A 13,784-nucleotide genomic window follows, 5' to 3' on the forward strand; every position below is an offset into this window, starting at 1 on the left:
CCCCATCACCCGCGCCACGCTCGACACACTCTGCCCTTCTATCACCTGCAAGATGGCCAGAAGTCGGCGCGCCAACCGTGCATCCTTCGTACGCTGCATGGCGCGCCGAACTCGCTCCCGCTCGGCGCGCGACCACTCCCTACGCCCCATACCCTCACCTTGCCCTGAGCCTTCGCCCTATAGGTGCTCACGCTGAAGTGGGTGTGCAAGAACTTCTGCGGACCTACTTAGTCGCGCGGCGGCTGCCAACGTGAGACGGGGAGTGCTCCCACGTTCACTCCCGCCGTCGCTTTGTTGTCGTTCAATTCCTTGATCGACTGGGCTTGCGAGACAACGCACACAGGAAACTTTCCTTTCCCGGGGATCTCTACGTGGTCGTAGATGACGCGGAGTTCTCCGAGGGGCGCGTGCGGGCTTGCGTCGGTCTTGTAGACGGTGCCGTGCAAGAGGGAACCTGCCGGAACCTCCCCTCTATCGGCGCCCGTGAGGACGCCGGTAACCGGGGCTCCGAGAGTGAACGTGTAAACGCCAAACCCCGGCCCTCTCTCGTCGAGTCTCACGTCTAGGTCTGCACGGCCAATCCCGTTGCGCATCCAGCCTAGTTTCTCCATGGCTTCTTTCGCCCCGGGCGGACACTCGAAGGGCTCGGCCTTGATACGGATGGACGCGCAGCCCTCGGTAGCCATGGCGAGCGCCAGCGGTAGCGCCTTGCACCACGCAGGGAAGCCGGGATCGTTCGGGGCGGGGGCTGCTTTCAGCGCGCGTGCGGCACGGGGCGACTTGGGAGCATCGGGCGGCTTGGGCTTCACGGTGGATCCTTCCTTCGGTGCAGTTGCGGGAGCGGGAGCAGACACGGGCGGGGACTTCACAGGGGGAAGCGCCGGGGCAGTCGGGACGGTTGGCGCGGTGGCCACTTTCGGCGCGGGCACCGACGCGGGCGCGGGGCGTTCACCATGGGTCAGCCACGCAGCAGCAGCAGCAGCCACCACGACAGCAGCCACCATGCCCGCGACTACCAGAGGCTTGCGCCATTGCTGGCGAGAGCCCGGCACCCCGGCGACAAGCGCGCGCGGCTGGAGTCGGCCACGGAGGCGGGCTGCCTGCTTGTCAGCCCATGCCAGCACCTTGCGCCAACCCTGTTTCCCATGCGCCCCTTCACGGTGCGGGGGCTGGCGCTGCGCTGAGGGCGCGTGCACCTCTGCCGCGTGTTCCGGCCCCGGGTGGTTGGCCAACTCTTCCAACCTTCGCCGCAGCGCCTCGAAGTTCACCGGCCTTTGCGCCGGGTCGTGCGCTAGCAAGTCCTCCACGAGCGCGCTCCATGCTTCCGGCACACGCGGGTTCACCTCGCGGGCAGCGCGCAGGCTCGCGAAATCGAGCCGAGGCGGTTCCTTGGCTGGGAGCGGAGCGGTGAGCAATTCGTAGAGCATCACGCCCATTGCAAACAGTTCATCCGTCACCCTGAACGGGTAGCGCGCCCCGGGGTTGTGGCGCTGCTGGTAGTAGAACTCCCACGCTTCGGGCGAGCGATAGCGGTCCGTGCCTGGGGGCAGCGGCGTTGTCGTCAACTCCTCGGCGTTCTCGTAGGTCGCGGCGCCCAGATCGATGATCACCGGCTCGCCCGTGCTGCTGCTGATCATCACGTTGGACAGCTTCAAGTCGCGATGGAACACCTTGCGCGGGCGCGCGTGCATGTACTCGATAGCTCCGGCAATCGTGGCGCACACGCGCGCGAGTTCGCGGAAGGTGGGAAACGTGCGCTCCTTCCACTCTCCCAGCGTCCAGCCTTCCACGTACTCCAGCACGCCATAGGCGCGGCCATCCGGCAGGTAGCCGAAGCCGCGCGGCTTGATGATGTTGGGATGATCCAGCGTCAACAGGAGCGACATTTCGAGCAGCGTGCGCGCGTGCGTCTTGCCAACGTCGCCGCTCTGCTCCCGGTGGAGTGCGACCTTGACCGCAAACGCCTTCCCTTGTTGCTGGGCATGGTGAACGGCACCAAAGCCGCCCGTTCGCAGGGGCCGGACGATCTGCCAGCCGTCTAGGAGAGTGCCGGGTTGAAGTTCCACCGCTCCGATCATGGCGTGCGCTCCTTTTCTGGCGGCAGTGTCACAGCAGGAATCGAGAGGGACGGCGCCCCGTCCGCGCCGTTCAGGTGCAAGGTGAATTCAAGCCCCGAGCTTGACGGTGGCACGTCCGTTGTCACGAGCACCCGCACCGCGTTCGGGTTCTTGCCCGGTGCCACCTTCACCCCCCGCACCCGCGCCTCTCCGGTCTTGCTCGTCAATGTGGCTCGCGTTGGCCTCCATGCTGGCAGTCCAGGCGGGGGGATGATCTGCACATCCACCAGCACCCAATCCGCCGCGCGATAGGCCACACCGGTTCCCGAAGCAAAGCCGCTTGCGGTGTCCGTGAAGGAGGGAAGCTCCCGGGTTTCTACGCCGTCCTTGCCGATGAAGCCGGAAGCGATGGCGTCTGCCGGATTCATGGCGGCGCACGGCGCGCACGTCGGGCAGGCTGTAGGCGACTCCTCGCGCCGAGCAACGTCGATCTCTGTGTCTACCTCGGAGGGATGCGCGACCAGCGAGAACTCGGCCACGTCGGGCGCCTTCCCATCCGCCAACGGGACACGCAACGTCCAACGTTCACCGGGCCGGGGTTCGCTCAAGGGCTCGATGGCAAGGATCACGTCACCCAACGCAACGACCTTGATCCGCTGCGGGTCCACCTCCACCGCCTTTCCCCGGATGGGGACTGAGAAGACAAGGAAGGTGCGGATCCCCGTGGCGATGCGTGCCTCTAGTGGGGAGCCTGTCAGCGTGACGGAGCGGCGGCGCGGCTCGCGTGTGGGCGCCGGTTGTGCTTGTGCCAGCGTCCCCCCGAGGAGGAGCAGCACAAGGGCCAGAGTGGCAGGTGAGAGCAAGGGGGCGTTACCTCCGAGGTAGGCCACCCTAGCAGACCCGGCGCGGGCGCTGTGAGCGCTCGACGGGGCCGCGCGTCGCGTGCTGGCGCCAGCGGTTGCCGGGTGCCTGGCGCCAGGCACCCCGCAGCAGCGCGCCCCGTGTCCTCCTCCCACGCCTGCCAGCACTGGGCCGCGCTCGTCTGCCCCCAGGCTAGGCGCGCACGGCTGCTGCCCGCGCCTGTCTGCCCGCGCTCCCGTGCACGGGGCGGCGCGCGTTCCCGCCGCGCGCGCTGGTGGCGCGGGCCGTGGCGCTGCCGTTCTGGCGCACGCTACGGGGCCGCCATGCGTTCGCGATGCCCACGCCCGGGGTTGGGGCGCCCCGTGGGCGTGGATGTGCGTTCTCGAGCCCTGGGAGCAGCTAGCGCCGTGCTCCCCGGGCGCGCTCTCTTGCCCGGTTTCCGCACTGCCAAGCTGCGGGCGTGCTCCACCGGCCCGAGCTGGACGCGGCGACCATGGCTGCCTCCCTGGCGCGCGCCACTGGGGCCGAGCTGGACGCGGCGACCATGGCTGCCTCCCTGGCGCGCGCCACCGGGGGCCGAGCTGGAGCTGCCCGGCGCGCGCGCGCCACTGGGGCCGAGCTGGACGCGGCGGCGATGGCTGCCGTCCTGGCGTGAGCCACCGGCCCGAACTGGAGCTGTCCGGCGCACGCGACGATGGCTGCCGTCCTGGCGCGCACCACCGGGGCCGAGCTGGAGCTGTCCGACGTGCGCGCGCCACGGGGCCGAGCTGGAGCGGTCCACCGCGCGCCACGGGGCCGAGCTGGACGCGGCGACGATGGCTGCCGTCCTGGCGTGAGCCACCGGCCCGAGCTGGAGCTGTCCGACGCGCGCCACGGGGCCGAGCTGGAGCTGTCCACCGCGCGCACCACCGGGCCGAGCTGGACGCGGCGACGATGGTAGCCGTCCTGGCGCGCCACCGGGGCCGAGCTGAACGCGGCGACTATGGCAGCCGTCCTGGCGCGCGCCACCGGAGCCGAGCTGGACGCGGCGACGATGGCAGCCGTCCTGGCGCGCGCCACCGGGGCCGAGCTGGAGCTGTCCGGCGTGCGCGCCCCGGCCCGAGCTGGAGCTGTCCGACGCGCGCACCACGGGGCCGAGCTGGACGCGGCGACGATGGCAGCCGTCCTGGCTCGCGCCACCGGGCCGAGCTGGAGCCGTCCGACGTGGGCGCCACCGGGGCCGAGCTGGAGCCGTCCACCGCGCGCGCCACCGGGGCCGAGCTGGAGCTGTCCGACGTGGGCGCCACCGGGGCCGAGCTGGAGCTGTCCGACGTGGGCGCCACCGGGGCCGAGCTGGACGCGGCGACGATGGCTGCCGTCCTGGCGCGCGCCCACGGGGTCGAGTTGGAGCTGTCCGACGCGTGCGCGCACCACGGGGCCGAGTTGGACGCGCGACGATGGCTGCCGTCCTGGCGCGCGCCCACGGGGCCGAGCTGGAGCTGTCCGACGTGGGCGCGCGCCACCGGGGCCGAGCTGGACGGGGCGACAATGGCGCCGCGCTGCCAATTCCGCCGCCGTTGCGGAAGGGCGCCGCGCTGCCCAAGCTGGGCGCGGCGATGGTCGCCGTCCTGGCGCGCCCCGGGGCCGAGGTGGGCGCCGCACCATGGACGCGCGCAGCGAATTCCGCCGCCGTTCTGAAAGGCGCTGCGCACCAATTCCGCCGCCGTTTTGAAAGGCGCTGCGCAGCCCATTCCGCCCCCGTTGAGGGAGGGCGCCGCGCTGCCCGAGCTGGGCGCGATGGCTGCCGTCCTGGCGCGCCCCCGGGGCCGAGCTGGACCGGCGCACGATGGCCACGCGCAGCCAATTGCGCCGCCGTTCTGAAAGGCGCCGCGCTGCCATTCGCGCCGCCGTTCTGAAAGGCGCCGCGCTGCCAATTCCGCCGCCGTTCTGAAAGGCGCCGCGCTGCCCGAGCTGGGAGCGATGGCTGCCGTCTTGGCGCGCACCATGGGGCCGAGCTGGGCGCGGCGACGATTGGCGCCCCCGCAGCCAATTCCGCCGCCCTTGTGGAAGGGCGCCGCGCTGCCCGAGCTTGGCGCGGCGACTTGGCGCCGGGTTGCATCTAGCGCGCTGCTCCACCTTCCCGCGTCGGAGCACTCCAACGGCCTAGCAGGCGAGCGGGGATGCAGGCGGGCTCCGTCTGCCAGCAGGCAAGCCAGGACGCGGGCAGGCGTCACCGGGTGCTCTGGTGGCGTCGCTGGTGACGATCCCGCATTGGCGCCGTGGTGGGCGCCGGGGTGGGGCGTAATGGGCCCCAATTGCGCCGGGGTGGGGCCGTCATGGGTTCCGGTGGTGCCGGGCGTGGAGCCGTGGTGGCGCCGTGGTGGCGCCGGGGTGGCCCCGGGCGTGGCGCCGGGGTGGCCCCGGCCGTGGCGCCGGAAAACGTCGCGCAGAAGTCCCGCTGTCAGCCCCGCATCAGCGCCGTGCCCGCGACGCGGCCAACGATTCCGCCGCGCCGCACAGCGGTTGATCCGCCCGCGCGCATTGGCCCTTGGCTGCCCGTCTGCACGCTTGCCGATCTGCTGTCACGTTTCGCCCGTGGCCTGGACACCCGCCGTTGCCCTGTGTCACTTCTGCCCGGGTCGTTGTGGGCTGTTCGGTGAGTTGAAAGGGCGGGTTAGGTGATGGTCGGGATCGACTCCCAGGAGGGGCAACCCTCCATGTGCGGCGCATTCATGCGCCGTTGTTGGCTGCCGGGTGACAACGCCGGGAAATCCGGTGACAACGCCGGGAAAAACGCCGCGAAATCCGGTTTCAACGCCGGGAAAAACGCCAGGGCGCGCCGCTGGTCACTCCAGGCGGCGCCGGTAGTCATGCCAGGGCGCGCCGCGCGTTCTGGCTCTTTCGCTGTCTTCCTTCTGCTTTGCCTGTGTGCAGGGCTAGCGAGCGCCAACGCTGCCCGCCGTCCTGGCCTGCTCCACGCACCGGAGCGGCCCCTGTCCGACGCGGGCGCGCTCCACGGGCTGATCACTTCCGCCACGACCCTGCCCGCAGTCCTCGCGCTCTCCACCGCGCCGCGCTTGTCTGGTGTCCGTGCGTGCTCCAGCGTGAAACGCGGAGATTGTAGGGATCTGCCTGGATCCGCCTGGATCCGCCTGAATACGCCTGATCTTGCCCAATGTCCGAGCGCGCTGGGTTTGGGCACCGTGGGCGGCATGATGCACGCCACACGAACCACCCGACAGCGGACGCGACGGGCGCCCACTCTTCCCACCTGGAAGGGGCGCGCGTACCTGTCCACGGCTGCCCGCCGCTGCCTGCCGCGTTGCTGCCAAACCGGCCCCATTACGCCTAAACATGCCTACTGCCCACCCGCCCCAGGTTTGGGCACCGTGGGCACCGTGGGCGCCATGGTTCACGCCGCACAGAACGCCCCGCGTCGGACGCGCCGGGCACCCGCGCTTCCCAGGTGGGCAGCACGCGCCCGCACCTGTCCAGCGGTGGCCAAGCCTGCCCAGGAGTGCCCAACGCGGCCAGTCGCGTTGACGGTGCACGGCGGGACGCGAGACAACGCGCCCCGTGCAGTGAGACACGACGGCGGCCCCCGGTACATGGGGCGGGCCGTTGTGAACGGCACCCGCAGCGCATCGTCTCTCCGTGCCCCCGGAGTGCGCGCGGCTCGCCTCCAAGGCTTCACGGCCTCTGGCCTCTCACGGCATGGCGTCGCGCGTCCTGGTGACATGCGCGCGGCGCCCCACCGTCAGCAGTCGGGAGAGTTTGAGCCGTGAAGGGGCAAGGCAACGAACAGGACGACATCCTGCGGGCCATCTACGAGGAACTGCGGGGGCTGCGCGAGTCCGTCAACGAGATCCACACGAAGATTAGCAGCGCGGCGCCCGCTCAATCTGCGCGGGCGCGGGCTGTCTCGGTGGAGGAAGCGCAAACCATGCTTGGCTGCGGGCGCTCGCGAATCTTCGAGTTGTTGAGGAGCGGAGCACTACGACGCGGGCCGAAGGTGGGAAGGGCCGCGATGATCTGCGCGAAGAGCCTGGAGGCGCTACTAGAGCGCGTGGACCGCGAGCCGGAAACCTCTAGGCTCAAGCGGCGCCCTACTCGGCGTGATAACGGGCGGGGTGCGAGGGAGAGCGAAGCGATACTCAGGATGATCCGGTCAGCCTGAGCAAAGCACGCCGCACAGAGTGCCGCTCATCTTCCCAACTCCGCCCGGTCAACTCCGAAGGCCATCAATAAGAGTGGGATTCTCATGGGGCCCTGGTATATTGCGCGCTTCCCAATATTCCACCTTTCCTTAGGGGGGGACATGAAGCATGCACTTGCCGTAATATGCCTTGTGGCAATTGGTGAGCTCTTACCGCTGGCTGCACATGCTCAGGGCTGCGCCAATCCAAACGCTGTTCCTGTTTCTTCTTCAAACATCAGATTCAGCAACAAGCCAGACAGTGGGCCTGCCGCGACACCCGAAATAGTGATTAGTGCCCAAATCAACGACTCGACAAGAGAGATCCCTCTGTCGGGGGCGGAAGCTCTTCAGGCAATCACTAATGCGCTCAAAGCTCCTTTTGCTTCGTTTCTGGTCGAGCAAAAGATTCCAGGTGTCGCATGTTCAATTCCATTTTGCATTGCCCAGCGCCCTTCCATAGACGCAGGCTCCTTCTATTCACTTGACTGCACCGGCCCAACAGGCGGCGTATACTCCTGTTATGCCAAGCCAAATCCGCAGGCCGCTGCGTTTGAGAGCAAACTACCAGTCGACAAGGCTGCGCTGGCGCTTCCTTCTGCATATGCTCTGGATCCGCAGTCGCTGTCAGTAAATGTCGAGGTTCTGTCAAGCAATGCGTCGGTTCTCTTTTCCCCCAGCAAGTTCTCGTTTTCACTGAGAAGGGTTCTTGCTCCATGCGATGGGCCCATTCAGACCCAGAAGACGCGATACCCTGCTCAACTGCAAGTGCCGAATCAGGGGTTGATCTTCGTTCAGCCCATATGGCAGCCATTGCTTGGTGAGTGCGTCCAGTCCCTCAACTTTCTGGCTAGTGCGCAAGCTGCGAAAGTTGAAAAAACAGGCGTGCCTGAAGGGCAAGCGGTTGTCTACACCCAAGCCAGCGCTTCAGTGTCGGCCACTTACACAATAGGATTTAGGTTTGGATCTCAGGGTGGAGCAACTCCGATCCAGTCGCTGCAACAGCTTGTGCAACAGCTTGGGGAGTTGAAAATAACGCCGCTTTCGCCCACTCAGATTCCTGCTATTGATCAGACATATAGGTACTTGCCTGAATTCCAGACCGAGAATCGACTTCCGATCATCTTAGTGAGGAGTGAGAACATAGCCCAGGTGGGGGCGTTTGGGATAAAAGAACTGCCCTATGCCTACTTGCGCGACATATTGAGCATTAACGACCTCAAAGATGTTTATAGTTCCGCTCCATGTCAAAAAGCCGGATGGACAGCTTTCGAGGACACCACTCGCACCAATGAGACAACTGTGGCGGGGCAGCATTTTGTCGTCATGGCTTGCAAGGACAATGGCTCAGATCCCGAAATATACGTAGCATCCAGGAACCCCGCTGGAAAACCTGGGGCTGTGACCCAGGGGAGCATCAGGAGCATGGCCCAAGACGTCTCCAACATCACTCCTTGCCTGCCCGATAGTCAGTGCGACTGGTGGCCGGATTTTCTGTCTCAACTAAGAGCAGCCAATCTACACTATTCGCTCGGGTACCTTTTGAGGCGGAGGTAGAACATGAGCAAGAGCAAGGCGCCGCGCTTTTTACCAGTGTTGTTTGCCGTCTACTTTCTTCTTCCTCTCTCTGTAGAGGCGCAAACTACAAATGAGAGCCTGATCTACGTTGGAACATCGGATCCTGATGACAACGCGGCCGTCGAGAGATGCCGCGAAAAATTCTATCCATCCGTTTCCTATAAGGAAGGCGCGCTCGCGGGGTTCTACGTTCCTTTGCCGGTGGTAGTCTGGTTCAGGGACAAGCAAATCAGGTATGGCTCCGGAATCTCGTATGATCTTGAGTGGAGATTCGTAAGGCCGCACTGTTCTTCGTTAGGCAGAATGACTCTGCGAGCCAAGCCAGAAGATGGGCTTCAAATTGGGCTCGTTTTCACAGCCGCGCCACTGATCGAGTCGACGACGGAGAACACGCAAACACGAGTTGACGTGGTGACGACAGACCCACAGACTGGACAGCCCATTACCACGAGTCAGACATCATCGAGTAGCGACATCAGGGCCAATCCTATTTTCAGCCTGGGGACTGGCGTTAAGCTGACATACAACTTCAAAACAGACGCTGGGATTCGCCGTCTGAGCCTTGGTGCGTATCTCGGATGGCAGCTTAACATGTCAACAGGTACGGGTAGTCTGTTTGCGGGCCCCATAATTACAATCAAGTAAAGACTGCATTGCTGCCAGTCTCTAGATTGACCAAACTGTGGCGTCACAAATCTAGCTCACGCCCAAGAGTCGCCCCGCCCGTCGTAAGACCGGGCGGGGCAAGATGAAGAGTAAAGCAAGAATCACGCTAATTCGGCCAGCCGGAGCGCAGTACGGCGGACAGGCAGCAGCGCCGGATCCTCGGGGTGCTCCAACTTGATCGGGATCTTGATCATCGGGGGCACCTTCACGTTCTCGTAAAACCGTTTCGTCGTGTGCGCGGAGTGATGGCCCACCACGGCGGCAACAGCCGCCAGGGGAAGCCCTCCCGACTTGGGCCGCACTTCCTGTCCGCTCTCCGAGGCCCACGTAACGAAGCTATGGCGCAGTTCTCCGAATCGGACCAGAGGCAGCCGCGCCGCCTTGCACGCACGACGCACCACGCGCCGAATATGGCTATCAACGGGAGCCGCGCCGCGCGCCTGGAGACGTTGCACCGCTTCCAACGTCTGACGGTCGATGCTCTGGCGGTGGACCTGTCCGCTCTTGTGAAGGAACGTCACGGTTGCGGCGATCTCGCCCGGCTCCGTCACCAAGGACACTTTGCCCTCTCCGCGCGCCAGCCGTTCGATCTCCGTGCCGTGCATCCCCGTTTTGGCGTGAATGCACAGCACGTCACGCACGCATTGAACGTCCGTCCGTTGCCGCGTCTCCTCGCGGTTGAAGTTGCTGAACTCCCAGCCGATGATCGCGCGATAGACCCGCTCGATTGTCTCGATGCTGTAGCCTTTCTCCCGCACAGACTTCTCGGGACGGGCCACCGGGATCTTGAGCGAAATAGAGGCGTCCTCGCCCGCAGTCAACGCGCCCTCTACCTCCCGGAGCCACGCGCAGAAGGACTTGAGCGCGGTGATTCGGTTCTTGCGCGCCGTCTTGTGCTTCTTCAGTTCCCGCAGCAGGTCTTGAAGAGTGACGGTGCGCAGGTCACGCCCCGCGAGCCCATCAGCCCACCCGGCCAAGTAGTAGCCGACGTTCTTAGAGTAGCGCTCGGTTGTTCCCTTGCTCCTCATGTGCTCCAGGTAGCGGGCCACCGCTGGCGCGTCCATGTAGACGGCGGACTCGTTCTTGATCTTCTGCGCCTCACCTCGCGTGCGGTAGCCCTCGGGGTCACGCACGAACAGGGCCAGCTCCGCTTCTGCTTCCGCCTCGCTGCGGGCGTCCAGGTGGATCGTGTAGTTCCGCCCGTCGATCATCTTGCGCAGCACGTAGACGGGGCGCCCGTCCTTGCCTGCGAACATCCGCCCACCCGCCCACTTGCCGATCCACACCTTGGTACTCATGCCGTTACCGCCTCCGGTTTGGTCCTTTTTTGGTCCCCAGAAACCGGATTTGGTCCCCAAATGCAAGCGCTGCCCCCGTTTTCAGAGGGCGGCACCTTGAAAGCGGCGGGTTGCTCGGCTTGGAGGCGGCGGCAATCGAACCCGCCGCTCGCAACTGCTGGCGAGAGCAATCCCCCGTTCACGCTATGGGGACGTAACTTTGCGGCCCGGGTGGGGCTCTCGGGCCGTGAAAGCCTGGCCTCAGCGAACGTACATCTGGATGTAGTTGGAGCCGGTCCCCGGAGCGCCGGTGTTCAAGCCACGGGCCAGGCCGAAGCCTGCGGCTGCGATTTCATGCGAAACAGCGTCGGGACTGACATCCGGCCCGAGTGAAGCGTAGCTCGGATCATCAAAGGGACACCCTTGGCCCATATTCACACTCCATCCCGGCCCATAGGTGGAGTTGTGATAGAGCGATGTGTCCTGGCAGTAAGGCACGATGCTGCCGCCGTCGAAGTCGCCGAGGTTGAAGTAAAGGTCCGTGTCGCACATGGTCCCGCCCAACGTCAGCGTTCCCGCAGTCTGCGGGTAGCCATTGCCCGCCAGGCTCAAGTCGCAGACGGGGGCGCTGCGGGAGTTCATGAAGCTGGCTGCATCCAGGGTGCCATTGCTGATCCCTGAATAGGACGCCCAGACTCCCGAGGGCGCATGCACAAAGAGCAGGCTCTGAAAGGGCACCGTGTACAGCGCGCGCGACTTGAAGTCCTTGTTGCGCTCGTCGAGGCTACCCACCAGCGTCTGATCCGTCGTCAGCAGCGTGCGGTGGTCCCAGGTCCAGGTGTTCTGGCCGTCATCGCTGGACACCAGGGCCAGCGTCCAGCCGCCCCCGTCCTTCTCCATCTCGCAGTACACCTCGAAGGGCGCAATGGGCCCCTCCTTGTCCGGATCCACGGTGTAGCGCCCGCTGGGGAGGCTGGGGTCTTTCTGCTTCAGCTCCAGGCAGCTCCGAGAATTGCACTCCCCACCCTTTCCATCGTCGGCCACGTAGAAGGGAAAGGTCAGTTGGGTGTGCGAGGGCTGTGGGTTGCCCTGCTGCGCGAGGTAGTCCTCGATGCGCACCAGTCCGCCCGAGGCCGGATCATGGAGCATGTCATACGCCGTCACGCTCAAGCCGTACTGCCCGGGCGTCTCCGCCGCCATGGCCACGCACTTGGTCACCGAGCCATCTGGCTCCGTCTGCACCCGAGTCGTCGCGGGCCCCGACAGCAGCGGCGGGCCGGAGACCTTGGACCAGACAATCGTCAGGGGATCGTTCTCCGGATCCTTCACAGTGGCGCAGACTTCCTGAACCTGGCACTGCAACACGAACTTGGATTTGGCGAACTCCAGCTTCACCAGCGTAGGCGGGTGGTTGAGCGCCGAGACCACATCAATAGCTCCGTTGCCCTCGGCCTTGCATTGGTTGATGAGGATCTGCTCGGTGGTGACGCCCTCGTTGATCTGGACGCGGGGCGCGATGGCGGGAGCACAGTCCAGCGAGGCGGTGCCCTGAGCCGTCAACGGCTGGGTGGTGACGCGGTAGCAGCCCGGCGCGGCGGCCAAGAACATGTCCGCGAAGACATGCTCGGATGCTCCATCCAGGGGAGCATCCTCGAAACCGGGGATGCCTCCGGGCAGCCGGATGTCTTCCAGCGGCTTGTCCACGGACTGGGTGAATGGAGTCACCGGCTCGTTGGCACAGGCGATCCGCTCCAAGGTAAAGCGCATGCCCGCCACGTCGCTCGGGGCGGCCAGGCTCACGGTCAATCCCAGTCCCGTCCGCTGTGTAGGAACCGAGACATCCTGTGTCGGATTGCACCCCGGAAAAAACCCCAATGCCAATCCCAGGGACAGGCCTTGGGGCAGCCAATGAGCAAGGACTGACCGATACCGCTTCACAACGTTCATATATTCCCCCTCCAGAGTTGTACTTCTGGAGAGGGACGATAAGCCCATAAGCGGGAAGCGCTATTTTACGAACGCCTGCGTGAGACGAGCAATGGCTCCGGGCAGGCCGCGCACTCGCAACTTGCTCCCCCAGCAGAGGAGGCGAGAGCGGGGAGTGGGGCAGCGGCTAGGAAGGAGTGGATGAAGGAGAGGACGCCGCGAGTGGATTGGGCAGGGTTGCTGAAGAGGACATTCGACTTCGACGTGTTCGCCTGCGTGAGGTGTGGAGGCAGGCGGCGGGTCTTGGCGTACGTGAAGGCAGGGCGGGGAGTGCGAGCGATACTGGAGCGCTTGGGCTTGCCCACGGCAGATGCGAGGCTCGCCCCGGCGCGCGGGCTCAGGCCGCGTGGTGTTGAGGCTCACGCTGCCATGGCCAGGAGAGCCAAGCTCCTGCTGCGCACCTCATGGGAGGGAGGCCAGGGCCGGCGTGTACTCCAAGGGGCTGCGCGGCCTGTCCACCCGCTTGGCTCACTGCTCGGGTGTCCACGGAACTGGGGTAGTCTCATTTGGCGCCCGCGCCCATCTCCGCGCGCCGAGTCGTGCGCCGTTCGCCACGGGCGAGCCTGGAGCCGCGAGCGCTCACGGGCCCCGCAGGCGAGCCTGGACGCGCGAGGGTTCCACCGAGCCCGGCTGCACGTGTCCGACGCGCGCGCTCCACGAGCCCAGCAGGGCCGCATGGACGTGCCCACCGGACCCGGCTGCACGTGTCCGACGCGCGGTAGCTGTTCGCTAGACCCTGTTAGGAGAGTGAGGGCAGATTCCTCCGGATATCCCCAGATCTCTCACACGCTCTCTGGTACGCGGTTTTGCAGCCGGGGATGGCCGTTGCTGAAGGGGCGGGTCTACTGTGTATCTCCAGGGCCGGACCACGCGTCACAAAGGATGCACCCGATGAAACGTACCCTCTTGTTCCTTGCTCCCCTCCTCTGGCTGCGTGCTCCGGACCATGTCGATCACCTGTTCCGGGCCATGCCGATCACCGATTCCGGAGCAAGCCGATCACCTGTTCCGGACCATGCCGATCACCGATTCCGACCATGTCGATCACCTGCCTGGCGGGGTGAAACAGGGCGGAACAGGGCTGTAGCAGGCTGCGGGTGAAGGTAGAGCCGGAGCGTTGACGACGCTGGACAGAGAGCCGAGCACGCCGCCTCCCGAACACGGAGGTGGCTGTGGCGGCAGAGA

At 65.7% G+C, this 13,784-nt stretch carries 12 protein-coding genes; 6 read left to right on the forward strand and 6 right to left on the reverse strand.

Features of this window, described 5'->3' with window-relative positions:
- Positions 1-227 precede the first annotated feature (227 nt).
- Positions 228-2,078 carry a serine/threonine protein kinase gene (locus ACJ8AT_RS34125; protein WP_407742138.1) on the reverse strand — a complete coding sequence of 617 codons (1,851 nt, stop codon included), beginning with the start codon at positions 2,076-2,078 and terminating at the stop codon, positions 228-230.
- Positions 2,075-2,893 (reverse strand): DUF2381 family protein, encoded by an 819-nt coding sequence (locus ACJ8AT_RS34130; protein ID WP_407742139.1) that lies wholly within the window; start codon positions 2,891-2,893, stop codon positions 2,075-2,077. The genes ACJ8AT_RS34125 and ACJ8AT_RS34130 overlap by 4 nt, the downstream gene beginning before the upstream one ends.
- Before the next feature lie 518 nt (positions 2,894-3,411).
- Here ACJ8AT_RS34130 and ACJ8AT_RS34135 point away from each other — a divergent pair.
- From ACJ8AT_RS34135 to ACJ8AT_RS34145, 3 genes are all read left to right on the forward strand, one after another.
- Complete coding sequence (locus ACJ8AT_RS34135; protein WP_407742140.1) at positions 3,412-3,573, forward strand: hypothetical protein; 162 nt, start codon at positions 3,412-3,414, stop codon at positions 3,571-3,573.
- A gap of 39 nt (positions 3,574-3,612) precedes the next feature.
- A complete protein-coding gene (locus ACJ8AT_RS34140; RefSeq protein WP_407742142.1) occupies positions 3,613-3,858 on the forward strand; it encodes a hypothetical protein in 246 nt (81 codons plus the stop codon).
- Positions 3,859-4,121: 263 nt separating this feature from the next.
- Complete coding sequence (locus ACJ8AT_RS34145; protein WP_407742143.1) at positions 4,122-4,595, forward strand: hypothetical protein; 474 nt, start codon at positions 4,122-4,124, stop codon at positions 4,593-4,595.
- Positions 4,596-5,571: 976 nt separating this feature from the next.
- On the opposite strand, the gene ACJ8AT_RS34150 is transcribed toward ACJ8AT_RS34145, so the two are convergent.
- Entirely contained in the window at positions 5,572-5,769 is a 198-nt protein-coding gene (locus ACJ8AT_RS34150; protein ID WP_407742144.1) for a hypothetical protein, read from the reverse strand.
- Positions 5,770-6,678: 909 nt separating this feature from the next.
- On the opposite strand from ACJ8AT_RS34150, the gene ACJ8AT_RS34155 reads away from it, so the two are divergent.
- The 3 genes from ACJ8AT_RS34155 (at position 6,679) to ACJ8AT_RS34165 (ending at position 9,315) form a co-directional block, all read left to right on the forward strand.
- Positions 6,679-7,074, forward strand: coding sequence for a hypothetical protein (locus tag ACJ8AT_RS34155; protein WP_407742145.1), 396 nt, complete (start codon positions 6,679-6,681; stop codon positions 7,072-7,074).
- A gap of 141 nt (positions 7,075-7,215) precedes the next feature.
- Positions 7,216-8,649 (forward strand): hypothetical protein, encoded by a 1,434-nt coding sequence (locus ACJ8AT_RS34160; RefSeq protein WP_407742146.1) that lies wholly within the window; start codon positions 7,216-7,218, stop codon positions 8,647-8,649.
- 3 nt (positions 8,650-8,652) lie between these two features.
- Complete coding sequence (locus ACJ8AT_RS34165; RefSeq protein ID WP_407742147.1) at positions 8,653-9,315, forward strand: hypothetical protein; 663 nt, start codon at positions 8,653-8,655, stop codon at positions 9,313-9,315.
- Positions 9,316-9,437: 122 nt separating this feature from the next.
- On the opposite strand, the gene ACJ8AT_RS34170 is transcribed toward ACJ8AT_RS34165, so the two are convergent.
- The 3 genes from ACJ8AT_RS34170 to ACJ8AT_RS34180 form a co-directional block, all read right to left on the reverse strand.
- Positions 9,438-10,634, reverse strand: a complete 1,197-nt coding sequence (locus ACJ8AT_RS34170) for a site-specific integrase (RefSeq protein WP_407742148.1) — start codon at positions 10,632-10,634, stop codon at positions 9,438-9,440.
- A 240-nt stretch (positions 10,635-10,874) separates the two neighbouring features.
- Positions 10,875-12,413 carry a fibrinogen-like YCDxxxxGGGW domain-containing protein gene (locus tag ACJ8AT_RS34175; RefSeq protein ID WP_407742149.1) on the reverse strand — a complete coding sequence of 513 codons (1,539 nt, stop codon included), beginning with the start codon at positions 12,411-12,413 and terminating at the stop codon, positions 10,875-10,877.
- Between the two features lie 1,162 nt (positions 12,414-13,575).
- Positions 13,576-13,784 (reverse strand): hypothetical protein (locus ACJ8AT_RS34180; protein ID WP_407736259.1); only part of this gene is annotated, 209 nt, incomplete at its 5' end.

This window comes from Hyalangium sp. (assembly GCF_045802625.1).
Classification (GTDB): domain Bacteria; phylum Myxococcota; class Myxococcia; order Myxococcales; family Myxococcaceae; genus Hyalangium.